Here is a 26,817-nt window from a genome sequence, read left to right as displayed (position 1 = left end):
GCGGTTTTGACTATTTCTTTATATATTTTCTAAGTTTTGGTTTTATTGCTAGCGTGGTTTACAAGGAATATTATCGAAAGAATGATTATTTGTTTTATTTCAATAATGGAGTTTCTAAAATGCAACTTTTGATTTTCAGTTATATTTTGACTTTTTTCACGGCGGTTTTATTTGGTTTGATCATCTTTTTGAAAAATAAATTATTTTGAATAAACATATTTTAGAAATCAGTGGAATTCAGAAGAGATTTGGCGAAAGATCAATTCTTTCAGATATTTATTTGAAGTGCGAGACTTCTGAAATTGTTGGATTATTAGGGCGAAATGGCTCTGGAAAATCAACTTTGCTGAAAATTGTTGCAGGACTTGAATCGGCTCCAGATAGGTGTGTAAGGATAAATTCAGATTCATTGAATGCTAAAAATGTATTGATGAATATGGTTAGTTATTTAGGGCAAGACCAGTTTTTGCCAAATCACTTGTCTGTTCAAAAAGTCATTTCGTTATCAATTGATAAAAAGGACAGAACAAGTTTTTGTGAAGATCAATTTATTAAAGGCTTGCTCGGGAAAAAAATCAAATATTTATCGACTGGTGAATTACGTTATCTCGAAGTAAAGCTTGTGCTTTCTAATCCTTCCTTGTTTGTTTTGCTAGATGAACCCTATAGTGGCCTTTCTCCTTTGATGATTGAAAAGATTACCGAAATGATTAATGCCAACTTAAACAAAAAAGGGATTATTGTTACGGATCACAACTATGAGAATATAATCAAAATTGCAGACAAGCTTGTTTTAATTAAAGAAGGGAAGACATATCAAATAAAAGAAAAAAGCGAACTTGTAACGAAAGGATATCTTTCTGACTCAGTTTTTATTTAAAAACTGTAATTTAATATTTTTAAAGAAGTCTTTCTTTTTGTGTCTTTTGCATTTACTGTTTGTCTTTTTATTTTCAGCTTAAACTTCTTCCGTTTTAATTCAAAATCGACGTTCGTCTGACGTTTTTATTTTGTCTTTTTTTGGAAAAATTGCTTTTAAAAAGTTCATTTCGTGTTTATTACGTGAAAATGTGAATTTTTTAAATGAATTTAATGAAAGAAAATGTTACGTTTTTAAACAAATCTCTTTTTCTTGTTGGATTTTTTTATACATCTTCTTTTAATAAATGCGAATTATTATACTATAAATAAAAGTGATTTAAAGAGCGTTTTTAGATGAATTTTTAACAAGTGTTTATCGCACAATAATGTTAATTAAAATATCTTTGACGCTTCTTAAAAAGAAAACCAATATTGAATTAACAACAGCAATTTTGCCAAAATTTTAGAAGACATGATTGCTTTATTATAATTTTTTGCCCCCACAAAAGAAGAAAAGGCTGTTTCGATGTTTATTCGAAATGGCCTTTTCTGATTTTTAAAGATTCGTTTAGTTTTTTTAATTAAAAAAATCGGATAGAATATTTTTGAGTTCTTCTTTGTTTTCAATGTGGCTCATATGACCATCTTCAAAAGAAACCAATTCGACAGTTGTGTCTTCAATTTGCGAAAGACTGTCTTCATAACTTAGAACCGGATCTTTTTTCCTAAAATAAGCAAAACGGGAAAACGGTTTTCGTGTAAAAGGCTTTCTCTGTCTTTTCTGATTTTCATTCCTTCCAGAGAGGCAATAATTCCTTGTAAAGGCGTTTTTAAGGCTTCTTCTTTTACTTTTTCAATTTCGTTAGCAAGACGAATTCTGTTGTTTTCGCTGAATAAATTTGCAATAGCTAAGCTCACAAAACCTATGTAGTTTTGTTTTACCGCTTTTATTGCGCGAGTTCGGTTTAGTTTTTTCTCGGCGGTGTCTTCTTTTGAAGTAGAATTCAGCAAAACCAATTTTTTGATTTTGTTTGGAAATAATTCGGCGAAAGCCAAACCAACATAACCGCCCATTGAATGACCTAGAATAATGGCTTTTTCAATTTTTAAATGTTCCAAGATTTCATTGACAACATTGGCGTTATCTTCCATTTCGTGGACATAACCCAAACATTCAGTTTCGCCGTGACCTAATAAATCAATTGTAATAATTCGATTGTTTTTTGAGAAAAGATCGACATATTCTGTCCACATTTTTTGTTTTCCAAAAAGCCGTGAAGCAAAACAATTGCATTTCCTTCGCCTGAATCTGAGTACGATATTTTGGTGTTTTTATATAGAAGCGTTTTCAAAATGAACTTTTTTTGTTGTGAAGGACAAAGTTAAGAAAGCTGAAATGAAATATCGAAATGTCTTGATTTAATTGGGAGATCTTTAGAATAGGAATAAATTTATTTATAACAGAGTGTTATTTGTGATCTAATAAAAAATGGCTTTCAGAAACGAAAGCCATTCTTAAATTAAAAACGATTATCTCCATCCAAAAGATTTCCTAATCCGCCTAATAAGCTTCCTTCTTCGCGGCTGTTTCCGCCAGATCTTGGTGCCGATGCTATTATTCTGTCTGCTAATCTTGAGAATGGCAACGATTGTATGTAAACTGTTCCGGGGCCTTTTAAAGTGGCATAAAATAATCCTTCGCCACCAAAAATTGAATTTTTGATACCGCCAATAAATTCAATATCATAATCTACATCTTTGGTAAAACCTATAATACATCCCGTATCTACTTTTAGAACTTCTCCGTGACCTAATATTTTTTTGCCATTGTTCCGCCAGAATGTACAAATGCCATTCCGTCTCCTTCGATTTTCTGCATAATAAAGCCTTCACCGCCAAATAAACCGCGTCCTAGTTTTTGAGAAAATTCGATTCCAACTGAAACGCCTTTGGCGACGCATAAAAAAGAGCTTTTTTGACAGATGAATTTACCTTGAAATTCGGTTAAATCTATTGGAAGGATTTTTCCTGGATAAGGCGATGCAAAAGAAACCTTGCTTTTGGTATTGCCTTGGTTTAAAAATGCGGTCATAAATAAGCTTTCGCCTGTAAGAACTCTTTTTCCAGCATTTAAAAGTTTGCCAAACAAACCTGATCCTTGTTGCTGAGAACCGTCTCCAAATATGGTTTCCATCTGGATGTTGTTTTCCATCATCATAAAACTGCCAGCTTCGGCAATTACTATTTCTTGCGGATCAAGTTCGATCTCAACATATTGCATTTCTTCTCCAAAAATCTGATAATCTATTTCGTGTGCTTGCATGATTTCTAAGTTATTTGTTTTTAAAATTAGACTCAGGATGCTTTAGAATGTTACAGTTTGTAATACATTTCAGCTGTTTTTAAAAACATTAACAGATTTTGTTATTTTAAATTAGTCTTAATTACGTGTTTAATTGATTGAAATTATATATTTTTGCGTCGTTATTATATTTTATTAGAATGCTAGTTAGTGATTTGACCGCCAAAGTATTATTTGAAACAGAAAAAGGATACAGTTATCAATGTGATTTGACCAATAGTATAATTATCAATTTTGTTGATACTGTGTCAAGTTATAAAATTCAAGATTTTTTGATTTTTCAAAGAAAGGTTAATAGCGTTGACATTCTTAATATGCTTTATGACTTGTCTGATCAGTCAGATGCACAGTTGATAGAAACTACCAAAAGAAATTTTTCCAGAAATCTTACTATCTGCGAAATAGTTCAGTTAAGAGATTTATTAAACGGAACAAAATTCACCCTCAATTTACATTCTTTGCTTTGCAATACGGTAAACGTAGAGCTTATTTAGATTCTTACTTAGATTAAATCCAAATTTTCAGGCAGTTAGAGATGCCTTCTTTAATTTTTGTAATTTTACACGTATAAAAATTAAAGGCCATGAAAGATTTACTAAGAACACGTACTTCATTAGTTGAAGGAATCGAAAATATATTGAACTTACAAGCAAAATTAGAAAGCGATGCTTCTAACAAATATTTAGCTATGGTCGCATGGTTAGACAGAAATGGTTATGCTAATACAGCATCTTATTTGTACAAGCAAGCCGAAGAAGAAAGAGAGCACTTTCTAAAAGTTTTCAAATATATTACAGATATGGGAGGGATTGCTATTACGCCATCTATTCCTGAAGTGCGGCAAGAATTTGCTTCTTTAAGAGAAGTATTCGAAATTGCTTTGCAAAATGAAATTGCAGTTACACAAGCAGTGAATAAAGTAATCGCAAAATGTAGAGCTGAAAACGACTATGCTACAGAAGATTTTATGATGTGGTATGTTGCTGAGCAGAGAGAAGAAGAGAAAAACGCAAGAAGAGCTTTAGAACTTTTTGATTTGATCGATGAAAACGAAGCCGCAGGTAAATTCCAATTAGATGTACAGATCGCAAAAATCGGATAATTAACCGATTATAAAATTAAAAAAGCCCTTAATAATTTATTAAGGGCTTTTATTAAGGGCTTTCTTTTTATCTATTCATTCATCAATGTTTCAATTTCGTCAACTTCAACAGGAATATTTCTCATTAAATTGAATGGTTCTCCTTTTTCCTGAACCACAACGTTATCTTCTAAACGGATTCCGAATTTTTCTGCTGGAATATAAATTCCTGGTTCAACCGTGAACACCATATTTGCTTTCATTGGTTCGTGAAGCAATCCGTAATCGTGCGTGTCAAGTCCCATGTGGTGAGAAGTTCCGTGCATGAAATATTTTTTGTATGCTGGCCATTCTGGATTTTCGTTTTGAACATCGGCTTTGTCTATTAAACCTAAACCTAATAATTCAGAAGTCATAATTTTACCAACTTCAACATGATATTGTTTCCAAAGCGTTCCTGGCGTAAGCATTTTTGTAGCCTCGTTTTTAACTCTCAAAACAGCATTGTAAACCGCTTTCTGACGATCTGTAAAACGTCCAGAAACTGGAATTGTTCTTGTCATATCGCTTGAATAATTTGCGTATTCAGCCGCAACGTCTAATAATAACAAATCGCCTTCTTTGCATTGCTGATTGTTTTCGATATAATGCAAAACATTCGCATTGTTTCCAGAAGCGATAATTGGCGTGTAAGCAAAACCTTTAGAACGGTTTCTTATGAATTCATGCGCTAATTCGGCTTCCACTTCATATTCTGTAACATTTGGTTTTACGAATCCTAATAATCTGCGGAAACCTTTTTCTGTAATATCACAAGCATGCTGAATCAAATCGATTTCTTCGCTTTCTTTTACAGAACGAAGCCTTTGTAAAATTGGGTTGCTTTTTGCCACATTATGTGCTGGATAACGCTCTTTCCACCATTTTACAAAACGAGCTTCGCGTGTTTCTGTTTCTACAGTTGCGCGGTAATGTTCGTTTGTGTTGATGTACATCGTATCAGCAAACGTCATCATTTCGTTCAAAATTTTATGAAAATCCTGTAGCCAATAAACAGTTCTAATTCCAGAAACCTGAAAAGCACGTTCTTTTGTCAATTTCTCACCTTCCCAAACGGCGATATGATCGTTGGTTTCTCTCAAGAAAAGAATTTCTCTTTGGCTTTCATAAGGCGCATCCGGAAACAAAAGCAAAACACTTTCTTCCTGATCTACACCGCTCAGATAAAAAATGTCTCTGTGTTGTGCAAACGGCAAAGTACTGTCGGCGCTAATTGGGTAAATGTCATTTGAGTTGAATACAGCAACAGAGTTAGGTTTCATTTCTGCCATGAACTTTCTGCGGTTTTTTACAAAAAGAGCGCTGTTTATTTGATGATATTTCATAATAATATTGTTTTTGAACTTCGAATTTCAAAATTAATGATTTTTGGATAAGTGGCGTGCAGTTGATTTCTTAAAGTTTTATTATTTGTTTTGGTTCTAATTTTTTGTTCGTGGTTTAACCGCAAAGGGCGCTAAGGTTTGCGCAAAGCACGCAATAGATTTGCTCGCGAAGACGCAAAGTTTTTTATCGATCATTTTGCACAATCTTGTCATTTCGAGGAACGAGAAATCTCCGCAAGTAACTCGACAAAGATTGAAAAATCTTAGCATCTTAGAACCTTAGCCTCTTAGAGTCTCAATAATGGCGTGCCCCTTCGGGTCGGGCTTTCGGCTATATCTTTTATTCCGCTCCGCTTCATAAAAGGATACCGCCTCAATCCCTCACGCAAACACGGTTTTATAGTTTGCTTTTCTATAAAAATAAAAATCCAGTTTTTTAATTTACTATATTGTGATGATTTTATAGATCTGAAGAAAATGCAGGAAGTGTTAATAGAAAGTAAAGGAATAAAAACCGATCAATATTTTATACCGCCTTTTGAGTTGAGAAAAGGAGATTTAGTTATTATATATTTAGAAGGTGGATTTCATTTTGATGATCTGAAAGCGCAGTTGGTTGCTATTTTTACCGGAGAGGTACAACACGAAAATGTAAAAATAAATAAAGCCTTGACTTTTGTAAAACCTTTTAAAGAATCATTTTTTAAAACTATATTCAATCCTGTTAGAGTAGGGCGTTATTTAAAAAATAACGCAGATGTTAATAACTTGGCAGTGTCCAAAATTTTTGAAACAGAGAATTTTACTAAAAATGATAAAGTGAAAAATCTTGGAATAAGTGAGCAAAAAAGACTTTCTTTGGCGACTGTTTTTTCAAAAACAAAAAATGTGGTTTTCGATTTGAGAGGAGAAAGCGCTTCTCATTTTTGAAAACATATGATTTTGTTAAATATGGAATCAAAAATCAAGGTGCGGCTGTTTTAATTGACTGGTCATCTGAATTGAAAGATGATTGTTCTAAATTTATAGCTATTGAATGGCTTGTAGATATTGATGAAAGAATGAAAATTGTCAATAGAAGTATAAGCCTTTCCAAAATGTATTGATAATTGCATTTTTTTAATCGGAAATTATGGAGCCGGAAATCAGAATAAGAAAAATAAAAATAAAAATAAAAAACCAAGACCTAAACTTCATCTACAAATCAATCTGCGAACTCGAAAAAGAAATTTTAGATTTCGAAGTTTTCGAAACAATATTCAATGAAAACATTTCAAACCCAAAAAATCTTTATCTCATTGCCGAAAACGAAAATGAAGGTGTAGGATTTATTAGTTTTCACACGCAAAACCTTTTGCATCATTGCGGATTGGTTGGTGAAATTCAAGAGTTTTTTGTTCATCAAAATTATCGAGGTCAAGGTGTTGGAAGATTATTAATAAATGAGATTTTAAATTTTGCTGAGCAGAATAATTTAAAAAGTATTGAAGTAACTACAAATAAAAAGCGAGTAGAAAATGTCGCGATTTATAAGAATCTTGGTTTTGCTTTGAGTCATAATAAGTTTACGATTTATAGGTAGCGTTTGTCATTCTGAGGAACGAAGAATCACACTCGGCTCGACAAAGATTGGTGATTTAGCATGCGGAGTTTCTTGTGTGATTCTTCGTTCCTCAGAATGACAAAGATCAGTCGGTTCTAATTTTAAAAACTAATGAAAATAGAAAAAGCCAACATAACCGATAACGAAATTCTAACCACAATAACCAAAAAGTCAAAAGCCTATTGGGGATATTCTGATGAGCAAATCCAGATATGGGATAAAAATCTAACTATTTCGCAAGATTACATAAGAGAGCATAACGTTTTTAAATTGGTTGATAATGATTTAATTATTGGTTATTATTCTTTTATTTTTGAAAATGACAAAACTGTAGAACTTGATAATTTATTTGTCTTGCCTGGATATATGGGAAAAGGATTTGGAAAATATTTGCTTCTAGATTTTTTAAACCGAATGAAAGAAATTGGAATCGAAAAAATAACGCTAGATTCAGAACCCAACAGTCGCGGAATTTTATTCTAAAATGGGATTTGTAAAAGTTGGAGAATTCGAATCGTCAATAAAAAACCGTTTCATGCCTATTATGGAAATGAAACTTTAAAAACAAACGAATTTGAAAAAATATTTAAAATACCTAATTGCACTTTTTCTGACTTTTGTCGTGATTGCGGGCGATGGTATTTTATATTCTCAATCTAAATCGGCAGAATATTATCAATCTTCATTTGTAGTTTTAAGAAGAGAATCAAATGCTAAAAGTTCTCGTTTATACAAATTCGGACAAGTTGTTTCCTGGGCGGAAATAAGATTTTCAATTGTTTTGAATTTTCTAAAAGTTGAAAATGTTTTTACTTTTCAAATTAAGAAACTCCTGAAATTTCAAAATCTGCTTTATCAAAAACTAATTTCATTTATAAATCAATCTGTTTTTATAAATGAAATAATCATTTCAAAACACTTCAGCAAAAGTTTATACACAGCTTAAGAAATTTATTTCGGAGCATAGATGATCAATAATGTCTAATCATTTATCATTTTCAAAATGTATAAGCAAAATAAACAAACACGTTTGGAGCGATCCAAGCGACCACTTCTTCATTGGTTAAAAAGAAAATTTATAATTATAATTACAGCCTTTATGCTAGGAATGGCCAACGGAATGCAGACTGAAGATACCCGAATTAAAGGAAATCAAAACTATACTGAACAGCATAAGAAGGATTGATTTTTTTAATTAGATAATGTGTCAATTTGATAATTAGAAAATGCTTTGTTGGAGTCAAAAGTCTTCTAAACATAATCTTGTCATTCTGAGGAACGAAGAATCTTCGCAAGTAGCTCCGGCTAGAATGTCGCCAATCTTTGTAGAGTTTCTCGAGAAGATTCTTCGTTACTCAGAATGACAAATGTTGCCTATAAAAAAAACCGAAGCTATTTGCTTCGGTTTTTATTGGAATTTAAAATTAAAAAAAATGGAATTTTAATCCACCCATTTATAATATCTAGCTCCAATCAAAACAGGAATTTCTTTTTCAATTCGGTCTAAAATCCATTCGTTTTTAGGAGTTCTTACGCTTTGTTTTTGCTCTTTTTTGTGAAGACTTTCGTAAGTATTGAAATCAATTTCTACACTTTCAGCTAAATTTTCAAAAAGTTTTACATTTTCTAAGGCCGATTTCCATTCTGGCTGAATTGTTCCTTCAAAAACTTTTGATTTCGATCCGCTTCCATAAGCTAAGAAACCGAATTTAGTTCCGGCAACTTCTTTTTTGGTATCATAGAAATGAGCCAAAGTCGACAATAATCCCATGAAAATAGAACCTGTGTAAAGATTTCCAATCAAAGAAGAAGCTAATTCGGCAGGCTGTAATTTCTCGGTTACAAAACTTCTGTAATCTTCAGATTTTGCAACTTCTTTAATTTTTGCCTGATAATCTGCAGGTGCAATATCATCAGCAATAATTTTTTCGGCACTATCCAAAGCGTAAATTTCAGATAACATTCGTCGCCCTTGAAAAGAATAAGGTAAATGCATCACGATACTGTGCCAAGTATTGTATAAAGTCTCAGTTGTATTTTTTAATTTTTTGAATGAAAAATACGCATTTCGCGTACGATCCATATAACATTGATTTGAATATTGTCCGTCAAAAACCGGCTGGTCTTTGTGGATTTCGATTTCGGCTTCTAAATTGTCGAACCAAGAATCGTTGTTTGCATTTTTTGTAATTTCTTCTTTAGCAATAGTTCTGTATGGTTTAAAGAAATCGAAAACACCTTTTGTGCTTGTTGCCCAATTGTCATCAAAAGCAATGATTTTTGGGTTTGCAGTAATCAGCATAGCAACAGCTCCAGCACCTTGCGTATATTCTCCGCCAGAATTCAAATCATATTTTGCAAAGTCAGAAGTAACTACGATTGCTTTTTTCATCGGATTCAATTTTACGAAATCAAGACAGTTTTGCATCGCGTCAACTCCGCCAATACACGCAAAAGTAAAATCTACAACATCGCATTCTGCCAATGAATCTTCGCCAAATTTTTGCTCCATTAAACTGATTAAATAAGAAGCAATTGGTTTAGAACTATCGATACCGCTTTCGGTACCTACATATATACGACTGATTTCTTTTAAGTCAATTTTATTGTTGATTATAAGTTTGGTTAAAGCGTTTGCTCCAAAAACAACTGCATCCTGATGAACGTCTGGAAAAGTCATTTTTAGTAATCCAAGACCTTTTTCTAATTTTTCGGGTTCAATATTTCTGGCGATCGCCAAAGTTTTTATGGGTAAGTGTATGTTCGCTACATCAAAAGAAATAGCATCAATTCCTGTTTTCATTCTTATTTTTTGAGTAGCTAAAGGTAAAACTATGTTATGGAATGACAATTTTTTGCTTTAATAAAATTGAGTGCAGTAGGTACTTTTGAAGAAAACAAACCAAAACTTTGAATAAAATAACAATATGATAAATTTTTAGTAATCTGAATACGTACTAAAATTAGGAGAAAGTGACTGTGACGCAATTTTTTAGATTTTCCATACTAAATTTATACGTAAAAATACGTATGCGTAGTCTATTTTAAAATGATTATAAATAACAACGAAATGGTTGTAGTTCTTTGTTAATTGAGTTATTTTTGTGTAATTTTTTAAAACAAACTACTTAACACTTATGGCACAATCTGCACAGTTGAATGCTTCCATCTTAAAGAAAGTAGCTATGGCTCTTTCGGGAATATTCTTAATCACGTTTTTAGCGCCGCATGTTTCCTTAAATTTTATTTCTATTATTAGTGAAGATGTTTTCAATGAGGCTTCTCACTTTATGGGATACAATCCGCTGATTCAGTATGTAATGCAACCAATTTTGGCATTCGGAGTAATTTTCCATTTCGTAATGGGATTTGTACTTACGGCACAAAACAGCGCCGCAAGGCCAATTGCTTATGCAAAATACAATGGAGTCGCTAATGCTTCTTGGAGTTCTAGAAATATGATTATTTCTGGATTGGTTATTTTGGCTTTCTTAGGATTGCATTTTTATGATTTTTGGTTTCCTGAAGTTGCTTACAAGTATATAGCAGGAACAGCACCAGATGCAACAAGGTATTATGGCGAGTTAGTTCATAAATTCCATGATCCAATCCGTACAGGATTGTATTGTGTGGCTTTCGTACTTTTAGGTTTCCACTTATGGCACGGATTTGCATCTTCTCTTCAGTCAATGGGAATGCACAACAAATACTCTAGATTTTTAAGTAAAGTTGGTTACGGGTTCGCAGTTGTGGTTCCGGCACTTTTCATAATTATCGCATTATTTCATCATTTCAATAATTAATATCAATTATAATGGCATTAGATTCAAAAATTCCAAATGGTCCTATAGCGGACAAATGGACAAATTATAAAGATCATATTAATTTAGTAAACCCTGCTAACAAACGTAATCTTGATATTATCGTTGTTGGTACAGGTTTGGCTGGAGGTTCGGTCGCGGCTACTTTGGCTGAGTTAGGATATAACGTAAAAGCATTCTGCTTCCAAGATTCTCCACGTCGTGCGCACTCAATTGCCGCACAAGGAGGTATCAACGCGGCAAAAAACTATAAAGGTGACGGTGACTCAGTTTACAGATTGTTCTACGATACTGTAAAAGGTGGTGACTACCGCGCACGTGAGGCAAACGTTCACCGTTTGGCGGAAGTTTCTGCTAACATTATTGACCAATGTGTGGCTCAAGGGGTGCCATTGGCTCGTGAATATGGCGGACTTTTAGATAACCGTTCTTTTGGAGGAACTTTGGTTTCTCGTACATTCTACGCACAAGGACAAACTGGACAGCAATTATTGTTAGGAGCTTATTCTGCAATGAACCGTCAGATTGGTCGAGGAAAAATTAAAATGTACAACCGTCACGAAATGCTTGACATTGTAATCGTGAACGGAAAAGCGAGAGGTATCATCGCTCGTGACTTAATTACAGGAAAAATAGAAAGACATTCTGCTCACGCGGTAGTAATTGGTTCTGGAGGATACGGAAACGTGTTTTTCCTTTCAACAAATGCTATGGGAAGTAACGCAACAGCTGACTTGGAAAATTCATAAAAAAGGAGCGTTTTTCGCAAATCCTTGTTACACACAAATTCACCCAACATGTATTCCGGTTTCAGGAGATCACCAGTCTAAATTGACTTTGATGTCTGAATCTTTACGTAATGACGGTCGTATTTGGGTACCTAAAAAATTAGAAGATGCTCAGGCAATCCGTGAAGGAAAGAAAAAAGCAATTGATTTATCTGAAGACGAAAGAGATTATTTCTTAGAAAGAAGATATCCTGCTTTTGGTAACTTAGTTCCTCGTGACGTTGCGTCTCGTGCGGCTAAAGAAAGATGTGATGCTGGTTTTGGAGTTAACAAAACTGGTGAAGCTGTTTATTTAGATTTCGTCACGCTTATCGAACGTTACGGAAAAGAAGTCAGCTCACGTAAAAGGTTTGAATGAAAATGACAAAGCTTTAGTTACTAAATTAGGAACTGATATCGTGAAAAGTAAATATGGAAACTTATTCCAAATGTACTTGAAAATTGTTGACGAAGATCCTTACACAACACCAATGATGATTTACCCAGCGGTTCACTATACAATGGGTGGAACTTGGGTTGATTATAACTTAATGACTACAATTCCTGGATGTTTCTCAATTGGAGAGTCTAACTTCTCTGATCACGGAGCAAACAGACTTGGAGCTTCTGCTTTAATGCAAGGTTTAGCTGATGGATATTTCGTATTACCTTATACTATCGGAGATTATTTAGCACCAGATATTAAAATGGGACCAATTTCTACAGATTTGCCAGAATTCGTTGAAGCTGAGAAAGCGGTTGTAGATCAAATCAATAAATTCATCAACAACAACGGTAAACATTCTGTAGATTATTTCCATAAAAAACTTGGAAAAATCATGTGGAATAAAGTAGGTATGGCTCGTAATGCTAAAGGTTTAACCGAGGCTATCGAAGAAATTGTCGCTTTACGTGAAGAGTTTTATAAAGATGTAAAAGTTCCTGGAAGTGCTTTTGAATTTAATCAGGAATTAGAAAAAGCGACTCGTGTTGCCGATTTCTTAGAATTAGGAGAGTTGTTCGCAAAAGATGCTTTACACCGTAACGAATCTTGTGGAGGTCACTTCCGTGAGGAATACCAGACAGAAGAAGGAGAAGCACTTCGTGACGATGAAAACTTTGCATATGTTGCGGCTTGGGAATACAAAGGAAAACCAAGTGATGCAGTATTACACAAAGAACCTCTTAATTACGAAAACATTAAATTAGTTCAAAGAAGTTATAAATAAGAATTTGGTCGAAAGCCCAAAGTCTTAAAGTCAAAAGGCAAAATGTGCCAAGCGACTTTCGACTTTCGACTTTATGACTTTCAAACGAAAAAGGTATGAAACTTACATTAAAAATATGGCGTCAGAAAAACGCTCAAGATAAAGGAGGGATTGTAGAATATCCTATCGATGGAATCGAACCAGACATGTCTTTCCTTGAAATGTTAGACGTTCTTAACGAAGGTTTAATCAACAAAGGAGAAGAGCCTGTAGCATTTGATCACGATTGTCGTGAGGGAATCTGCGGAATGTGTTCTTTATTCATCAACGGAGAAGCACACGGACCAGATAGAGGTGTTACAACTTGTCAGTTGCACATGCGTATGTTTAAAGATGGTGACACGATTTTTATCGAGCCATTTAGAGCAAAAGCTTTCCCAGTAATTAAAGATTTAGTTGTTGACAGAAGTTCTTTTGACAGAATTCAACACGCAGGAGGATTTATTTCTGTAAATACTTCAGGAAATACAATTGATGCAAATGCGATTCCAGTTCCAAAAGACGACGCAGATAAATCATTTGATGCTACTGCTTGTATTGGTTGTGGAGCTTGTGTTGCAACTTGTAAAAACTCTTCAGCAATGTTATTCGTTTCTGCAAAAGTTTCTCAATATGCATTATTGCCACAAGGTAAAGTTGAAGCAACGGATCGTGTATTAAACATGGTTCACCAAATGGATTTGGAAGGTTTTGGTAACTGTACAAATACTGGAGCTTGCGAAGTAGAATGTCCTAAAGGAATTTCTCTTGAAAATATCGCACGTATGAACCGTGAGTATTTAGCGACAAGTTTAAAAGGATAATTCAAACCGATTAATATATTAAAAACGCTTCCAAAAATGGAAGCGTTTTTTGTTTTCTATTCATTATAAAGTTGAGAAGCATTGATTTCTTCTTTCTTCTGGTCTTCCTTCTGTATAAAACAATTTAAAATTGTACCGCCAGTCAAATCAAAATAGCTGATGTTGAGTTTGTGAAAACCTTTCTCTAATTTGACAGCACCGTAAGCTTCATTCATCCAATGTATGCCATCATTATTTACGATGAGCTCATTATCAATAAAAAGCTTTGATCCATCATCAGAAAGCGTAGAAAATGTATAATTTCCCGTTTCTGGAATAAAGATATATCCGTCGAATTTTAGGCCGATGTAACGCTCTAATTTCGTTTTCCATTTTTCCACACTGATTTTGCCTTCCAAAACTCCAGAATTAACAGGTTTTGTAAGGTCTAAATCTTGAATTTGAGAAAAGTTTCCAGCAAAATATTCATATTTCAAACCATTTTTCGTTGGTTGAATTGTTAGTGCTGGTTTTAAATCCGGATTTCGAACAATGATTTTATTGATGGAACTTCTTTTGCCGCTCTCGCTGATTTGAATTATTTTGATGATTCGATATTCTCCTTTTGGAATATTTATGGTTACAGGATTTTGGTAAAAATTTGCTGTTTCATCAGGATTATATCCATCAATTGTATAAAATATTCTTCCGTTTTTGATGGTTGGTTTTAGGTTTAAAATATACTTTGATGCAACTAATGCTTTTTCTTCCGATCCAAAAGGCGAAGGCACTTTATAGACTCTTTTTTCTGCTTCTAACCTTTCTAAATGATATGGTAACTGATTTTGAACAAAATGGTCGTAATTTTTATTCGGAGTTTCTGTCCATGCAATTTCTGCTAAAGCAAATAGTCGAGGATAAAGCATATAATTCAATTTTGCTGGATTCGTCAAATATTCCGACCAAAGATTGGCTTGAACGCCAATAATATATTTTTGTTCTTCAACATTTAAGCTATCAATGGGAGTTGGATTATAATTATAAACTTTTTCCAAAGTACTTAATCTGCCAACTGTAAGCGGTTCATTTGGAGAATATCCTTGATTATAATCGAAATACACAGTGTTTTCAGGAGTCATTACAACGGGATGTTTCAGTTTCTGTTGCATGAATTCCTCCTGATTCTCCTCTCCAAGACATAACAGCGACGTTTGGTGCCAATCCGCCTTCAAGAATTTCATCCCAGCCAAAAATTTGTCTTCCATTGGCATTCAGAAATTTTTCGATTCTCTTGATGAAGTAACTTTGTAATTCATGTTCGTTTTTCAAACTCAAATCTTTAATTCTTTTTTGGCAATTCGGACAAGCTTTCCATCTTGTTTTTGGGCATTCGTCTCCGCCAATATGAATGTTCTTGCTTGGAAATAGCGCTATTACTTCTGTCAAAACATCTTCTAAAAAAGTAAAAGTTTCGTCTTTTCCGGCACAAAATACATCCTCAAATACGCCCCAAGATTCTGCCACTTTATAATTTCGTTCTGGAAAACAAGCTAGATTTGGATAAGCAGTTATTGCCGCCGAAGCATGTCCTGGCATTTCGATCTCGGGAATTATATTCACATAATGATCTTCGGCAAATTTGACAACTTCCTTAATTTCTTCTTGAGTATAAAATCCTCCGTATGGATTTCCGTCGAAGAAAAAAGGTGTTCTTTCAAATTTATTTCCAATTAAGGTCTGATTTCTTTTTGAACCAATTTCTGTCAGTTTTGGATATTTTTTGATCTCAATTCTCCAGCCTTGATCGTCTGTCAAGTGCCAATGAAAGTTGTTTAACTTATAACTGGACATTTGTGCAATAAAATCTTTTATAACATTAATAGAGAAAAAATGACGGCAGACGTCTAAATGCAAGCCTCGGTAAGAATATTGGGGTTGATCTTCGATGATTAGGCACGGAATTTTAATTTCTGTCCCCGAAGGCTTGTTCGGAAGAAGTTGCAACAAAGATTGAACGGCATAAAAAAGCCCTTCTTCTTGTCCTTCGACCATAATTTTATTTGAAGTAATTTCAATTTTATATCCTTCTTTTGAGGAAAGATTTTTGCTTGAGTCAAATTCGATTCTAAGATTTGATTTTTTCGAGGGAGCAGAAATGTTCAAAGCCGATTCTAAAATTTTAGCTGATTTTAATTCCTTTTTGCTGTAATTTTTGTTTTTAAAATTAATCTGTACTTTTCCATTTATCCGAATACTATCTCCAGTAAGTTTGAAAAAATTTGGAGCAGGAATAATAGAATTGTTCTGCTGAAAATTTTGGGAATTTCCGATGAAATAAAAAAGAGCAAAAAATAAAAAAAGCAATTTTTTCATAAGAGAAAAACTTTAGATTTTTATTAAAAAGAAGTTTTAAAGATATGCAAATGGTTTGAAAACTTGATTATTGGACTTTTTATAGCAACACAATTTTTGGATTGAAGGAATTGTTTATTTTTGTAAGTAGAAAAAATAAATGGCATGAGTACTGAAAATGAAGTTTTAAATTACAGCAAAGAAGAACGCAAAAATCATATTCTGAAAGAAATCAATTTACACACGCGTGTGAGTTTTGAAACACTTTCTGCAAAACTTGGCGTTTCTGAAGATACTGTTCGACGTGATATAAACGAATTAGACGCTGAATCCCTTTTGATTAAAGTAAAAGGTGGTGCAATGACTAAAGGATATCACTATTCTTCATCGAATCAAACTTATGCGGTTGAAGCAAAACAGGTTATTGCACAAAAAGCCGTTAGTCTTCTTCATGACGGAATGGTTTTGGTTGTAGATGGCGGAACTACGATTCGAGAATTTATCCGTTTGATTCCGAATGATCTTAATTTGACTGTTTTTACGATTACTGCTTTAACGGCGGTACAGCTTTTGGATAAACCGAATATTAAAACCATTATGATTGGCGGAAGCATTTCTTCTTATAGCCAAATGTGTATAAGCGGAGAAACTTTTCATCAGTTAGCCAACATAAAAGCTGATCTTTTGGTTTTAGGAACAAATGCTTTAGATGTAGATGGTGGTTATTCGGATTCTGATTGGGAAACGGTTCAAGTGAAAAAAGCAATGATTCAGGCTTCAAAGAAAACTGCAGTTTTAACTATTACTGAAAAACTGAATACAGTTCTTAAAATGAAAATTGCGAGTTTGTCTGACGTTAATTATGTAATTACCGAAGAAGAACCTACTCACGAAAAATTGCGACCTTATAAAAAAGCTGTTCCAAACTTAGTTGTAATCTAATTTGAAACTGTTTTTGACTTTTATACCAATATAAAAATGAAAATTGCTTTAATCCAAACCGATCTTTTTTGGGAGAATGCTTCTAAAAACCGAGAAAATTTCGACTCGAAAATTAATGAAATCACTTCAGAAGTAAATCTGATCGTGCTTCCTGAAATGTTTTCGACTGGATTTACAATGAATGCTTCCGAAGTTGCGGAAACAATGCAAGGCGAAACGATTGCTTGGATGAAATTGAAAGCAAAACAAAAAAACGCGGCTATAACAGGAAGCGTCGTTATTGCAGAAAATGGAAAATATTATAATCGAATGTTGTTTGTTTTTCCGTCGGGAGAAGTGCAATATTATAATAAGCGCCATTTGTTTACATTGGCAGGAGAAAATCAATTTTATACCGCAGGAACCGAAAAGGTAATTGTAAATTATTTAGATTGGAAAATTTGCCTTCAGGTTTGTTATGATTTGAGATTTCCGGTTTTTGCCCGAAATGCTGAAAACTACGATTTACTTTTATATGTAGCCAATTGGCCAAAAGTGCGCACAAATGCGTGGGATGCCTTGCTTAAAGCGCGCGCAATTGAAAATTTAAGCTATACGATTGGCGTTAACAGACTTGGTCTTGATGCCAATAATTATGAACACATTGGCCACTCGCAGGTAGTTGATTTTCTAGGGCATTATATTCTTGAACCACAAGAAACAGCTGGTGTTTTTGTGGTTGAATTAGATAAAGATAAAATGATGGAAACTCGAAAAAAACTTGATTTTTTAAGTGATCAAGATGTTTTTGAAGTTAAACTCTAGAAGGCTTTACGTTTCTTTTCGGCTTCTTTTTGTTTTTTCTTGTCTGTTTTTTCTCGACTTCCGGACTAAAAGGAATGCTTAAATCAATTGGCTGATCGACATCCCAATTGGATCGAACATCGACTTCTTTTTGAAAATAAAAAACTTCCTCAGCATAGGTTTTGGTTAGGAAATCTCCAGTGTCGTACATTTTGTTTTTGTTGTCATCATAAATAACGCGTACCGAAAATGCCTCGGGCTCTACCAAGTTGAACTCGATTTTGGTTTCACCTTCAGAATAAGCGCTGGCTAATACTTTGTCGCCTTTTTTGTTGGTGATTTCAACAATAATTGGGAAGCGCTTCACATTCTGTAAATTCAAAACTAAATTCCCGTAATCTTCCAGTTCTTTGGTTGTTAATTTATAAGACAAAGTATCGTTCGTTTTGTCATAAAAATCGGTTAAGGCGCCTGGCAATAACGTGAAACGGTATTTTTCTAAAGGCTCTTTTTTGAAATCGAAATATAATTTCTGCTCAAATTCATCATATTCAGTAGTAAATTTCACTGCAACAGAATCTTTGTTGACTAAGGCAATTTTTGTATTGTCAAATTTTACCAAAGGCGTTTCTGATTCAAGCGTAAATCGTTCTCTAAAATTAAGCACGCCATTTTGAACCGGCTTGATATTCAGCGTGTCTTTTTTGAGGTCTTTGATTTTGAAAGCGAATTTCTTGTTGTATTTTTCGGCATTGACTTCTAATGAAAGCGAATCGGTTTTTATTGGTTTGTACCAAATTTGCAACGAATCTTTTTTAGGGAATTGCGTTACGATTGTTTCCAGAGTTTCAGAATGATTTTTAAGCGTAATTTTTGGTTTTAAAACCTTGAAATTCTGTTTTCCGTCATACGGAAGATATAATCTATTTCCAGATGCCTGAATTGGTTTGAATGTTTTTAAAGGCAAAGTTTCCTTAAATAATTCCAATTCAAAAATAGTGTCATTCGGAACGGTGATTGGATGTTTTATAAAACCAATTTTGTCATCTTTTGGATTAAATTTATTGTTGTTTGATTTGTCTTTCATAGCAACTAAAAGATATTTTCCTGCTTTTAGGTTTTCTAATTGAAAGGTGCGCAAACTGTCCAAAGTGTTTGTAATGTATCGCGGAAATTCTTTATAAATAGTCGAATCTTTGTATTTGTCATTTACCTCATAAAGCATAACGGAAACAAAATTATCAACATATTTTTCATAAGAATCTTTGATAATTCCTTTTACAGAAAGCGAATCGATATAGGATCCCGTCGAAAAAACGTACTTAAATTGATTGATAGCATTTCCTTCGTTGTTGTCCGCAAGACTTTGGCCAAAATTTATGCTGTAAGTTGTATTTGGCTGTAAAGTGTCTTTGATTTTTATGGTGATAAATTTGCTCGCATTTGTTGGAAGAATAAGCGGCTCATGCTTCATTGGAGGCGAAATAATCAGCTGTTTGTTTAAGTTTTTCAGCTTCACATATTCGTCAAATACCAATTTGATTTCAGTTTCTTTAAAATTAGTGCTAAAATTTTTCGGATAACTTGAAACCAGTGTTGGAGGAATTGTGTCTTTTAACCCGCCTGTAATACTGCCTCTTTTGGCACAGCTCATCATTAAAAATACCAATAAAAGTGAAATGTATTTCAGAGTGTTTTTCAACATAATCGTTTTTGAATTTGATTGCACAAAATAACGATTATTATTGCTTTAATTGAAATTTTTTATCTATTTATTAGGATTTGCAAATTTTGATTTTTCTACTTTTTTATGGTAATATTTTCTTACTTTTGGTTTGAAAATGTAATATTGCTTAGTTTTGTTAAAAAGGTTTTTTTGGATTTCATTCTTTCTTTTGCTGACCGCCTGCAGTAAAAATGACCAGCCCGCAATCGCTTTTTATTATTGGAAAACTGACCTGAAATTTTCAGAAACAGAAAAAGAAGTTTTGAAAGACAACAATGTTCGTAAACTTTATATTCGGTACTTCGATATTGGATTGCATCCAGAAACACAAATTCCGTTTCCTGTAAGTCCAATTCACTTCAAGGAAAATATGCAACATTTTGAAGTTGTTCCAGTAGTTTTTATTCAAAACAAAGTTATGCTCAAACCAAATCTTGATGTTGAGGATTTGGCAAAAAAGACCATTCGCTTGATCAATGAAATTAATTCAGGAAATAAAATAAACTGCACACAAATTCAGATTGATTGTGATTGGACATTAAAAAGCAAAGAGAATTATCTTCACTTTATTGAACAAGTTAAGAAACTTTCGCAGAAAAAACTTTCGGCTACAATTCGATTGCATCAAGTCAAGTATTTCAAGAAAACCAAAACACCAAATGTCGATTCTGGTGTTTTGATGTTTTACAATATGGGAAGTATTGCGACAGATTCTCTAAACTCAATTTATGATCGAAAGATTTCGGAAAAATATCTTAAAAGCTTAAAAAAATATCCGCTTCATTTGGATTATGCGCTTCCAATATATTCTTGGGCAATTCATATTCGGGAAAAAAGGTTTTGGGACTTCGATCAAAATTAAATTTTGCAGAACTTAGAAAAGACAAAAATTTTCAGCAAGCAAGTCCGATGTTTTTTAAAGTCAAGCAATCCAATTACAAAAATGGAGTTTATTATGAAGAAAATGACTTGCTCAAAATTGAAGCAATTTCGCCAAACGATTTAAAAGAAATGGCCGAAGATTTGAGCGAAAACAGCATGCAACCTCCAAAAGAAATTATATTTTACGATTTAGACGAATTCAATTTAAATAATTATGAAAAGAATATTTTCAAAGAAACTGTTTCTTACTTTTAGTATTGGCCTACTTTCGATTTATGGCGTTATTTATGCTTGCGCCGGCGGAGACGATTGGGATTTTTTGGGTATAATTCGAATTTTACGCCAGAAACTTTTGCCGATAAATCGTATTCACCATTGTTTTTGTCGGGTTCTATTTTTTACGGAATCGATTTTGATACCGAACATAATTCCAGATTTAATAAAAATATAAAATCTGATTGGGCTTCTTATTTAAAAGGAAAAGCCGATACCACGTCGGTGAATTATTTTTTGATTGGAGATGAAAAGCCAAGATATTATTCGGACGATAAAAATGTGATCAAAAACAAAGAAGAGATTGCGACTCTTCATGCTTTTTACAAGAATAAAAAAGAGAATAAAACTTCTCTAAAATGGGCCAAAAAATTAAATCTGAAAGATGATAAAATAAAGGCTTTCGTTGAGTTTTTGTATTTGGCACAAAAAATAGAAACAGTTTCTATTAATAATGATTATTGGAGTTATGAGCCTGTTGTGGCAAAAACGTTCAATGATGCAAAAATGATTCAGTCGATTGAGAATGTTTACAATACGAATTCTGATCCGTTTTTGAAAAACCGTTACTGGTTTTTGACGATGAAAGCCCGTTTTTATAGTAATGACAAACAAAAAGCAATTGACTTTTTTAATAAAACCGAAAGCTCTGTTCCAAAAAATGTTCTGTATTATAGAGCGCTTTCGTACGTTGCGGGAATCAATTATAAACAGAAAAAATATGCTGTTTCCAATTATTTATATGCGCAGGTTTTTGATAAATGTCCAGAATTGCGAGTGGTGACTGCCTATAGTTTTCGTCCCAAAAATGAATCAGATTGGACGAAATCTTTGGCAATGGCAAAAGATAATAAGCAAAAAGCGGCACTTTGGGCAATTCATGGCTATTACAAAGACGAAAAACAAGCCATCGAAAAGATTTATGAGTTAGATCCAAAAAGTGAGCATTTGAATTATCTCGCGACTCGATTAGTAAATAAGCAAGAACAAGCGTTAAATAATTCGTTTAAGCAAGACGGAGGAGAAAATGCTCCAATGAAAGTTCAAACTGTCGCTGAAAATAAAACAGAAAATCTAGCTAAACTTAATGCTGAAGCATTTGCTTTGATAACTAAAATTTCAAATGCAGGAAATACGCAAAAACCATATTTGTGGGATTTATCTTTAGGTTATCTTCAAACGTTGAAAGGTGATTATGCAAATGCAGATAAAAGTTTTGATAGAGCCGAAAAAACACTTCCAAAAACAGAATTGGCAGGATTTCAAATTCGAATTCTACGTTTTGTAAATAATTTGAGCAAAATTGATAAAGTGACAGATTCAAATGTCAAAACAGTTTTGGCCGATTTGAATTGGCTTTACTATGAACTTCCAAAAACTTATAAAGAAGGGGAATTTCGTTATCAAAATGCTTCATCGTGGAGCAGAAGTTATTTGTCAACACTTTACAGAGAAAAAGGAAATTTAGTGATGGCTGAAATTTTTGGAGAATCTCGATATAGTTATTGGAATGACGGAAACTCATTTTATGATAATGAGAAGAATTTATTAGACATAAAGTCGTTTTTGGAAAAATCCAATAAAACGGAAATCGAGAAAATTGGAGCAGGGATTTATAGTTTGAAACTGAAAGACATTAATAATTTCCAGGCTGTTCAGGCTACTTTCAAAAATAAAATTCCTGAAGCTATTGAATTTATGAAACAGACAGATTCGGTTCAGTATTATAAGTTTTTAGGAAATCCGTTTAACGGAAATATAAAAGATTGTCATGATTGCGATCATGTGGCGTATCAAAAAAAGAAATATTCTCAAATGGATTTCTTAATGACGATCAAAGAAATGCAGGATAAATTGGCAAAAAAGGAAGATGTTTATACGAACAGTTTGTTGTTGGGAAATGCATTTTATAATATTTCTCATTTTGGAAACGGAAGAACTTTTTATGAAATCAGCATAGTTGGTTATGGCTCGAGTCCTTATTCGTTTAGGAATTCAATGAAGGGAATGATTACAGATAATTCGGTTTCAAAAATGTATTATCAAAAAGCTTTTGAAGCGGCTTCAAATAAAGAACAAAAAGCAAAATGTTTGTACCTGATTTCAAAATGCGAACGAAACGATTATTACAATAAAAAATACAATGACATTAATAATTACTGGGAAATTCAAGATGATAAAATTAATTTTATCGCGTGGAATTCTTTTAAGACTTTAAGAAAAGAGTATTCGGATACCAATTATTATCAAGATGTAATTGCAGAATGCGGTTACTTTAATAGATATGTGAGTCAATAAATTTAAGACGATGGTAAATAAAATAGAGCATATTGGGATTGCAGTAAAAAATATGGATGATGCGAATGTATTATTCGAAAAAATGCTAGGTGTTCCTTCTTATAAAATGGAAGCGGTAGAAAGCGAAGGTGTGCTGACTTCTTTTTTCAAACAGGAAATAATAAAATTGAACTTTTAGTGGCGACAAATCCAGAAAGCCCGATTGCAAAATTTTTGGAAAAAAAGGAGAAGGAATTCATCACATCGCTTTTGATGTTGATGATATTGAAGCGGAAATTATCCGTTTGAAAAAGGAAGGTTTTGTGCTTATCAATGAAGTTCCGAAGAAAGGAGCTGACAATAAATTGGTGGTTTTTCTTCATCCAAAAAACACAAATGGCGTTTTAGTTGAGCTTTGTCAGGAAATTAGATGAAAAAAATATCATTTTTATTTTTAAATAAGGCATTGAAAATCAATTTCGTTTTTAAACATTGAGGAAAGTTTTGAAAATTAAATACAAATGATGTCTTAAAATATTTGGAGTGAATGAAAAATAGTAGTAATATTGCATCCTCTAAACCGGTCCTATAGCTCAGCTGGTTAGAGCACCTGACTCATAATCAGGTGGTCCCTGGTTCGAGCCCAGGTGGGACCACATTAGAATAAAAGCTTCATAAAATTTTTATGAAGCTTTTTTTGTTTTTAGGGTTGTATTTTTGTAAAAATCTTCTACATTTGTCGAGTGAAGCTCTTTATTATTAAGGCTTGTACGAAATTTCATAAAAGACCCCAAGTCTAATTTAAAACCGCTTGCTTTGGCAAGTTTAAACTTATGAAGATAACGAAAACTATTTTTTTTGCATTTTTTTTAACCTTAATAACTTCGGTTAATTATGCTCAGAGTGGTAATAGTAATGGTCCTGGTCAACCGACAACAAACGGTAGTCTTGATCCTCCACCAGATATTCCAATTGATCAGAATTTAATAATTTTAGCAGGATGTGCCATTTTGTTTGGAATATATTCTGTCTACAGATATAATGAAAAAAAGCTTCAATTTAAATTGAAGCTTTTTTTGTGCAGTTAGGTTTTTTATTTGTTTATGGCATACAATCTTGAAATGTATTTGCCAACAACATCAAATTCTAGATTTATTTTTGTGCCAACTTTGAAATCTTTGAAGTTTGTGTTTTCAAACGTATAAGGAATTATCGAAACGCTAAATTCATTTGTTTTTGAATTTACAACAGTAAGACTTACGCCATTTACGGTAATAGAACCTTTTTCTATTGTAATGTTGTTAAGGTTTTTGTCGTATTCAAAAGTATAGTTCCAGCTTCCGTTGGCTTCTTCGATTTTTACGCATGTCCCGGTTTGATCTACGTGTCCTTGTACAATATGCCCGTCAAGACGATCGCCGAGTTTCATGCCACGTTCAAGATTAACAATGTCTCCTGTTTTCCAGTCTCCAATATTAGTTTTTAAAATCGTTTCATCAATCGCGGTTACAGTATAAAAAGAGTCTTTTATGGCAACAACTGTCAAGCAGATTCCATTATGTGAAACGCTTTGGTCAATTTTTAGTTCGTTGGTAAAAGAGGAGTCGATTGTAATGTGAAGATTGTTTTGATCTTTTTGTATTTCATGAACCCTTCCTAGGGTTTCTATAATTCCTGTGAACATTGTTGTTTTATTTTACTAAATTTGCACATCAAAATTAGTAATAAATAAGCTGAGCTCATGAATAAAAAAGCAGAAAATATAATTGTTGGAATTTCAGTCGGAGATTTAAACGGTATTGGAAGCGAAGTTATATTGAAAACATTCGAGGATTCTCGTATGCTGGAGCTATGTACACCGGTTATTTTTGCAAATGCCAAAATATTATCTTTTGTGAAAAAGAGTTTTACATCTTCGGTTCAATTTCATGGTGTAGATAAATTAGAGCAAGTTTTGCCAGGAAAAGTTAATGTTTTCAATCTTTGGAAAGAAGGTGTTGATATTAGCTTTGGGAAAAATGATGAGAAAATTGGAGAATATGCTATTAAATCATTTACGGCGGCAACTAAAGCTTTGAAAGAAGGTTTGATAGATGTTCTGGTTACTGCTCCAATAAATAAATATAATATCCAGTCAGAGGAGTTTAAGTTTCCTGGGCATACGGATTATTTAGATAAAGAGTTAGAAGGGGATGCATTGATGATGATGGTGCAAGATAATTTAAGAGTAGGTCTTTTGACGGATCATGTGCCGTTAAATGAAGTTTCGTCGCATTTGACTGAAGAGTTGATTACTAGAAAAATTGAAACAATCAGAAAATCATTGATTCAGGACTTTAGCATTGTTAAGCCGAAAATTGCAGTTTTAGGATTGAATCCGCATGCAGGTGATGGCGGGGTTATTGGAAAAGAAGATGATTTGGTTTTAAAGCCAGTTTTGAAAAAATTATTTGATTCGGGAACAATGGTTTTTGGTCCGTTTCCGGCAGATGGTTTTTTTGGAAGCGGTCAATATGAGAAATACGATGCAATTGTTGCGGCATATCATGATCAAGGATTGATTCCTTTCAAAACATTGTCTTTTGGTAAAGGAGTGAATTATACAGCGGGTCTAAATAAAGTTAGGACCTCGCCGGATCATGGTACAGCTTATGATATTGCTGGAAAAGATATGGCAGATTTCAATTCGTTTAAGGAAGCAGTTTATCTTGCGATCGATATTTTTCGCTCGCGTAATCAGTATGAGGAGATTAGCCAAAAACCTCTAAAAATAAAAGAAAAACAGTTATAAACAAAAAAAGGTCAATAAGATTATTAGATTTATAATAATTTTATATCTTTGCACCCCAATTCAGATATCTAGTTTTAGAATTGAATTGATCAAATTGATGTTGAAATGAGCAAAACAAAAGAATTTTTAATTCCTTTCGTAGGATTAAAACTAGGAAAACACCATTTTGAGTATCAAATAAATAACACGTTCTTTAAGAACTTTGAGTACGATGAGTTTCAAAGTTCAGATATTAAAGTCAATTTACTTTTCGATAAGAAAAGTAATATGTTGGAGTTAGAATTCAAACACAAAGGAACTGTAAATGTGCCTTGTGATCTGACAGGCGAAGATTTTGATTTACCTATAAAAGGGAAAATGAAGTTGATTGTTCGTTTTGGAGAAGAATTCAATGATGATAATGAAGAGTTGTTGATTTTACCACATGGTGAGCATGAGATTGATGTGGCGCAATATATTTATGAAATGATCGCGCTTTCTGTCCCTCAAAAAAGAATTCATCCAGGTGTTAAAGACGGAAGTCTGCAAACAGAAGCTTTGACAAAACTGAATGAATTAAGTGTAAAAGAACAAAAGGAAGAGAGTAACAAAGAAGAAGATATTGACCCGCGTTGGGAAAAATTAAAGAAACTATTAACGGATAAATAATATAGTAAAATGGCACATCCTAAGAGAAAAACCTCGAAAACAAGAAGAGATAAGAGAAGAACACATTATAAAGCTACTGTAGCTCAAATCGCTACATGTCCTATTACAGGTGAGGCGCATTTATACCACAGAGCTTACTGGCATGAAGGTAAAATGTACTACAGAGGGCAAGTTGTTATCGATAAATCTGAAGCGGTTGCTTAATACGTTTTT

At 33.3% G+C, this 26,817-nt stretch carries 25 protein-coding genes, 1 tRNA gene and 4 pseudogenes; 22 read left to right on the top strand and 8 right to left on the bottom strand.

The window, feature by feature from the left end; all coding sequences use genetic code 11:
* Window positions 1–205 precede the first annotated feature (205 nt).
* The gene (locus tag ACQ9BO_RS00915; RefSeq protein ID WP_431243293.1) at window positions 206–880 is read left to right on the top strand and encodes an ATP-binding cassette domain-containing protein; all 675 of its coding nucleotides are present in this window, start codon (window positions 206–208) and stop codon (window positions 878–880) included.
* 558 nt (window positions 881–1,438) lie between these two features.
* Here the strand turns inward: ACQ9BO_RS00915 and ACQ9BO_RS00910 are convergent.
* Window positions 1,439–2,213 (bottom strand): annotated as a pseudogene (locus tag ACQ9BO_RS00910) (alpha/beta fold hydrolase).
* Window positions 2,214–2,381: 168 nt separating this feature from the next.
* Window positions 2,382–3,184 (bottom strand): annotated as a pseudogene (locus ACQ9BO_RS00905) (TIGR00266 family protein).
* A gap of 194 nt (window positions 3,185–3,378) precedes the next feature.
* On the opposite strand from ACQ9BO_RS00905, the gene ACQ9BO_RS00900 reads away from it, so the two are divergent.
* Together ACQ9BO_RS00900 and ACQ9BO_RS00895 are read left to right on the top strand one after the other, a co-directional pair.
* A complete protein-coding gene (locus tag ACQ9BO_RS00900) occupies window positions 3,379–3,717 on the top strand; it encodes a hypothetical protein (protein ID WP_431243292.1) in 339 nt (112 codons plus the stop codon).
* Between the two features lie 89 nt (window positions 3,718–3,806).
* Complete coding sequence (locus tag ACQ9BO_RS00895) at window positions 3,807–4,325, top strand: ferritin (protein WP_431243291.1); 519 nt, start codon at window positions 3,807–3,809, stop codon at window positions 4,323–4,325.
* 71 nt (window positions 4,326–4,396) lie between these two features.
* Here the strand turns inward: ACQ9BO_RS00895 and ACQ9BO_RS00890 are convergent, their stop codons facing one another.
* Window positions 4,397–5,689: an aminopeptidase P family protein gene (locus ACQ9BO_RS00890; protein ID WP_431243290.1), complete on the bottom strand. Its 1,293-nt coding sequence runs from the start codon at window positions 5,687–5,689 to the stop codon at window positions 4,397–4,399.
* A 477-nt stretch (window positions 5,690–6,166) separates the two neighbouring features.
* Here ACQ9BO_RS00890 and ACQ9BO_RS00885 point away from each other — a divergent pair, with 477 nt between their 5' ends.
* From ACQ9BO_RS00885 to ACQ9BO_RS00860, 6 genes are all read left to right on the top strand, one after another.
* On the top strand, window positions 6,167–6,619 hold the full coding sequence (locus ACQ9BO_RS00885; protein ID WP_431243289.1) for a hypothetical protein: 453 nt from the start codon (window positions 6,167–6,169) through the stop codon (window positions 6,617–6,619).
* Window positions 6,616–6,795: a hypothetical protein gene (locus tag ACQ9BO_RS00880; RefSeq protein WP_431243288.1), complete on the top strand. Its 180-nt coding sequence runs from the start codon at window positions 6,616–6,618 to the stop codon at window positions 6,793–6,795. Before ACQ9BO_RS00885 ends, ACQ9BO_RS00880 begins: the two co-directional genes overlap by 4 nt.
* A gap of 26 nt (window positions 6,796–6,821) precedes the next feature.
* Window positions 6,822–7,271, top strand: a complete 450-nt coding sequence (locus tag ACQ9BO_RS00875) for a GNAT family N-acetyltransferase (RefSeq protein WP_431243287.1) — start codon at window positions 6,822–6,824, stop codon at window positions 7,269–7,271.
* A gap of 132 nt (window positions 7,272–7,403) precedes the next feature.
* Window positions 7,404–7,775 (top strand): GNAT family N-acetyltransferase, encoded by a 372-nt coding sequence (locus ACQ9BO_RS00870; protein WP_431243286.1) that lies wholly within the window; start codon window positions 7,404–7,406, stop codon window positions 7,773–7,775.
* Between the two features lie 91 nt (window positions 7,776–7,866).
* Complete coding sequence (locus ACQ9BO_RS00865) at window positions 7,867–8,238, top strand: hypothetical protein (protein WP_431243285.1); 372 nt, start codon at window positions 7,867–7,869, stop codon at window positions 8,236–8,238.
* 57 nt (window positions 8,239–8,295) lie between these two features.
* Window positions 8,296–8,478: a hypothetical protein gene (locus tag ACQ9BO_RS00860; RefSeq protein WP_431243284.1), complete on the top strand. Its 183-nt coding sequence runs from the start codon at window positions 8,296–8,298 to the stop codon at window positions 8,476–8,478.
* Window positions 8,479–8,733: 255 nt separating this feature from the next.
* Here the strand turns inward: ACQ9BO_RS00860 and ACQ9BO_RS00855 are convergent, their stop codons facing one another.
* Window positions 8,734–10,095, bottom strand: a complete 1,362-nt coding sequence (locus ACQ9BO_RS00855; protein ID WP_431243283.1) for a hydroxymethylglutaryl-CoA synthase family protein — start codon at window positions 10,093–10,095, stop codon at window positions 8,734–8,736.
* Window positions 10,096–10,429: 334 nt separating this feature from the next.
* On the opposite strand from ACQ9BO_RS00855, the gene ACQ9BO_RS00850 reads away from it, so the two are divergent.
* The 3 genes and pseudogenes from ACQ9BO_RS00850 to ACQ9BO_RS00840 all read left to right on the top strand — a co-directional run bounded on the left by ACQ9BO_RS00850 (window position 10,430) and on the right by ACQ9BO_RS00840 (window position 13,951).
* Window positions 10,430–11,095 carry a succinate dehydrogenase cytochrome b subunit gene (locus ACQ9BO_RS00850; protein ID WP_431243282.1) on the top strand — a complete coding sequence of 222 codons (666 nt, stop codon included), beginning with the start codon at window positions 10,430–10,432 and terminating at the stop codon, window positions 11,093–11,095.
* Between the two features lie 11 nt (window positions 11,096–11,106).
* Window positions 11,107–13,109, top strand: a pseudogene (locus ACQ9BO_RS00845) (fumarate reductase/succinate dehydrogenase flavoprotein subunit).
* Window positions 13,110–13,204: 95 nt separating this feature from the next.
* Window positions 13,205–13,951 carry a succinate dehydrogenase/fumarate reductase iron-sulfur subunit gene (locus ACQ9BO_RS00840; protein ID WP_431243281.1) on the top strand — a complete coding sequence of 249 codons (747 nt, stop codon included), beginning with the start codon at window positions 13,205–13,207 and terminating at the stop codon, window positions 13,949–13,951.
* 56 nt (window positions 13,952–14,007) lie between these two features.
* Here the strand turns inward: ACQ9BO_RS00840 and ACQ9BO_RS00835 are convergent, their stop codons facing one another.
* Together ACQ9BO_RS00835 and ACQ9BO_RS00830 are read right to left on the bottom strand one after the other, a co-directional pair.
* A complete protein-coding gene (locus tag ACQ9BO_RS00835) occupies window positions 14,008–15,069 on the bottom strand; it encodes a family 20 glycosylhydrolase (RefSeq protein WP_431243280.1) in 1,062 nt (353 codons plus the stop codon).
* Window positions 15,059–16,303: a beta-N-acetylhexosaminidase gene (locus ACQ9BO_RS00830; protein ID WP_431243279.1), complete on the bottom strand. Its 1,245-nt coding sequence runs from the start codon at window positions 16,301–16,303 to the stop codon at window positions 15,059–15,061. Before ACQ9BO_RS00830 ends, ACQ9BO_RS00835 begins: the two co-directional genes overlap by 11 nt.
* 144 nt (window positions 16,304–16,447) lie before the next feature.
* On the opposite strand from ACQ9BO_RS00830, the gene ACQ9BO_RS00825 reads away from it, so the two are divergent.
* Together ACQ9BO_RS00825 and ACQ9BO_RS00820 are read left to right on the top strand one after the other, a co-directional pair.
* On the top strand, window positions 16,448–17,224 hold the full coding sequence (locus ACQ9BO_RS00825) for a DeoR/GlpR family DNA-binding transcription regulator (RefSeq protein ID WP_431243278.1): 777 nt from the start codon (window positions 16,448–16,450) through the stop codon (window positions 17,222–17,224).
* 36 nt (window positions 17,225–17,260) lie between these two features.
* The gene (locus ACQ9BO_RS00820; protein ID WP_431243277.1) at window positions 17,261–18,028 is read left to right on the top strand and encodes an amidohydrolase; all 768 of its coding nucleotides are present in this window, start codon (window positions 17,261–17,263) and stop codon (window positions 18,026–18,028) included.
* On the opposite strand, the gene ACQ9BO_RS00815 is transcribed toward ACQ9BO_RS00820, so the two are convergent.
* Window positions 18,018–19,712, bottom strand: coding sequence for an Ig-like domain-containing protein (locus ACQ9BO_RS00815; RefSeq protein WP_431243276.1), 1,695 nt, complete (start codon window positions 19,710–19,712; stop codon window positions 18,018–18,020). The genes ACQ9BO_RS00820 and ACQ9BO_RS00815 overlap by 11 nt on opposite strands.
* Before the next feature lie 283 nt (window positions 19,713–19,995).
* Between ACQ9BO_RS00815 and ACQ9BO_RS00810 the strand changes: the two genes are divergently transcribed.
* The 5 genes and pseudogenes from ACQ9BO_RS00810 (at window position 19,996) to ACQ9BO_RS00790 (ending at window position 23,821) form a co-directional block, all read left to right on the top strand.
* Window positions 19,996–20,595 (top strand): hypothetical protein, encoded by a 600-nt coding sequence (locus tag ACQ9BO_RS00810; protein WP_431243275.1) that lies wholly within the window; start codon window positions 19,996–19,998, stop codon window positions 20,593–20,595.
* Window positions 20,574–20,870, top strand: a complete 297-nt coding sequence (locus ACQ9BO_RS00805; protein ID WP_431243274.1) for a hypothetical protein — start codon at window positions 20,574–20,576, stop codon at window positions 20,868–20,870. Before ACQ9BO_RS00810 ends, ACQ9BO_RS00805 begins: the two co-directional genes overlap by 22 nt.
* 54 nt (window positions 20,871–20,924) lie before the next feature.
* Entirely contained in the window at window positions 20,925–23,186 is a 2,262-nt protein-coding gene (locus ACQ9BO_RS00800; protein ID WP_431243273.1) for a hypothetical protein, read from the top strand.
* 10 nt (window positions 23,187–23,196) lie between these two features.
* Window positions 23,197–23,599, top strand: a pseudogene (mce, locus tag ACQ9BO_RS00795) (methylmalonyl-CoA epimerase).
* A 148-nt stretch (window positions 23,600–23,747) separates the two neighbouring features.
* A tRNA-Ile gene (locus tag ACQ9BO_RS00790) sits at window positions 23,748–23,821 on the top strand.
* Between the two features lie 437 nt (window positions 23,822–24,258).
* Here the strand turns inward: ACQ9BO_RS00790 and ACQ9BO_RS00785 are convergent.
* Window positions 24,259–24,849: a riboflavin synthase gene (locus ACQ9BO_RS00785; RefSeq protein ID WP_431243272.1), complete on the bottom strand. Its 591-nt coding sequence runs from the start codon at window positions 24,847–24,849 to the stop codon at window positions 24,259–24,261.
* A 57-nt stretch (window positions 24,850–24,906) separates the two neighbouring features.
* On the opposite strand from ACQ9BO_RS00785, the gene pdxA reads away from it, so the two are divergent.
* The 3 genes from pdxA to rpmF all read left to right on the top strand — a co-directional run bounded on the left by pdxA (window position 24,907) and on the right by rpmF (window position 26,808).
* On the top strand, window positions 24,907–25,956 hold the full coding sequence (pdxA, locus tag ACQ9BO_RS00780) for a 4-hydroxythreonine-4-phosphate dehydrogenase PdxA (protein WP_431243271.1): 1,050 nt from the start codon (window positions 24,907–24,909) through the stop codon (window positions 25,954–25,956).
* 105 nt (window positions 25,957–26,061) lie between these two features.
* Complete coding sequence (locus ACQ9BO_RS00775; protein ID WP_431243270.1) at window positions 26,062–26,604, top strand: YceD family protein; 543 nt, start codon at window positions 26,062–26,064, stop codon at window positions 26,602–26,604.
* A gap of 9 nt (window positions 26,605–26,613) precedes the next feature.
* The gene (gene rpmF, locus ACQ9BO_RS00770) at window positions 26,614–26,808 is read left to right on the top strand and encodes a 50S ribosomal protein L32 (RefSeq protein ID WP_008465217.1); all 195 of its coding nucleotides are present in this window, start codon (window positions 26,614–26,616) and stop codon (window positions 26,806–26,808) included.
* The last annotated feature ends 9 nt before the right edge of the window (window positions 26,809–26,817 follow it).

This window comes from Flavobacterium sp. P21 (assembly GCF_050632225.1).
GTDB lineage: Bacteria > Bacteroidota > Bacteroidia > Flavobacteriales > Flavobacteriaceae > Flavobacterium.
This window is presented reverse-complemented; position numbering and strand designations above follow the sequence as displayed.

Bases quoted from the DNA above. Each gene is read 5' to 3' on its own strand.
- ACQ9BO_RS00850 (WP_431243282.1), top strand. From the start codon at position 10,430: ATGGCACAATCTGCACAGTTGAATGCTTCCATCTTAAAGAAAGTAGCT.
- ACQ9BO_RS00860 (WP_431243284.1), top strand. From the start codon at position 8,296: ATGTATAAGCAAAATAAACAAACACGTTTGGAGCGATCCAAGCGACCA.
- ACQ9BO_RS00890 (WP_431243290.1), bottom strand. From the start codon at position 5,689: ATGAAATATCATCAAATAAACAGCGCTCTTTTTGTAAAAAACCGCAGA.
- ACQ9BO_RS00820 (WP_431243277.1), top strand. From the start codon at position 17,261: ATGAAAATTGCTTTAATCCAAACCGATCTTTTTTGGGAGAATGCTTCT.
- ACQ9BO_RS00885 (WP_431243289.1), top strand. From the start codon at position 6,167: ATGCAGGAAGTGTTAATAGAAAGTAAAGGAATAAAAACCGATCAATAT.
- ACQ9BO_RS00870 (WP_431243286.1), top strand. From the start codon at position 7,404: ATGAAAATAGAAAAAGCCAACATAACCGATAACGAAATTCTAACCACA.
- rpmF (WP_008465217.1), top strand. From the start codon at position 26,614: ATGGCACATCCTAAGAGAAAAACCTCGAAAACAAGAAGAGATAAGAGA.
- ACQ9BO_RS00875 (WP_431243287.1), top strand. From the start codon at position 6,822: ATGGAGCCGGAAATCAGAATAAGAAAAATAAAAATAAAAATAAAAAAC.
- ACQ9BO_RS00775 (WP_431243270.1), top strand. From the start codon at position 26,062: ATGAGCAAAACAAAAGAATTTTTAATTCCTTTCGTAGGATTAAAACTA.
- ACQ9BO_RS00785 (WP_431243272.1), bottom strand. From the start codon at position 24,849: ATGTTCACAGGAATTATAGAAACCCTAGGAAGGGTTCATGAAATACAA.
- ACQ9BO_RS00855 (WP_431243283.1), bottom strand. From the start codon at position 10,095: ATGAAAACAGGAATTGATGCTATTTCTTTTGATGTAGCGAACATACAC.
- ACQ9BO_RS00815 (WP_431243276.1), bottom strand. From the start codon at position 19,712: ATGTTGAAAAACACTCTGAAATACATTTCACTTTTATTGGTATTTTTA.
- pdxA (WP_431243271.1), top strand. From the start codon at position 24,907: ATGAATAAAAAAGCAGAAAATATAATTGTTGGAATTTCAGTCGGAGAT.
- ACQ9BO_RS00825 (WP_431243278.1), top strand. From the start codon at position 16,448: ATGAGTACTGAAAATGAAGTTTTAAATTACAGCAAAGAAGAACGCAAA.
- ACQ9BO_RS00830 (WP_431243279.1), bottom strand. From the start codon at position 16,303: ATGAAAAAATTGCTTTTTTTATTTTTTGCTCTTTTTTATTTCATCGGA.
- ACQ9BO_RS00895 (WP_431243291.1), top strand. From the start codon at position 3,807: ATGAAAGATTTACTAAGAACACGTACTTCATTAGTTGAAGGAATCGAA.
- ACQ9BO_RS00835 (WP_431243280.1), bottom strand. From the start codon at position 15,069: ATGACTCCTGAAAACACTGTGTATTTCGATTATAATCAAGGATATTCT.
- ACQ9BO_RS00840 (WP_431243281.1), top strand. From the start codon at position 13,205: ATGAAACTTACATTAAAAATATGGCGTCAGAAAAACGCTCAAGATAAA.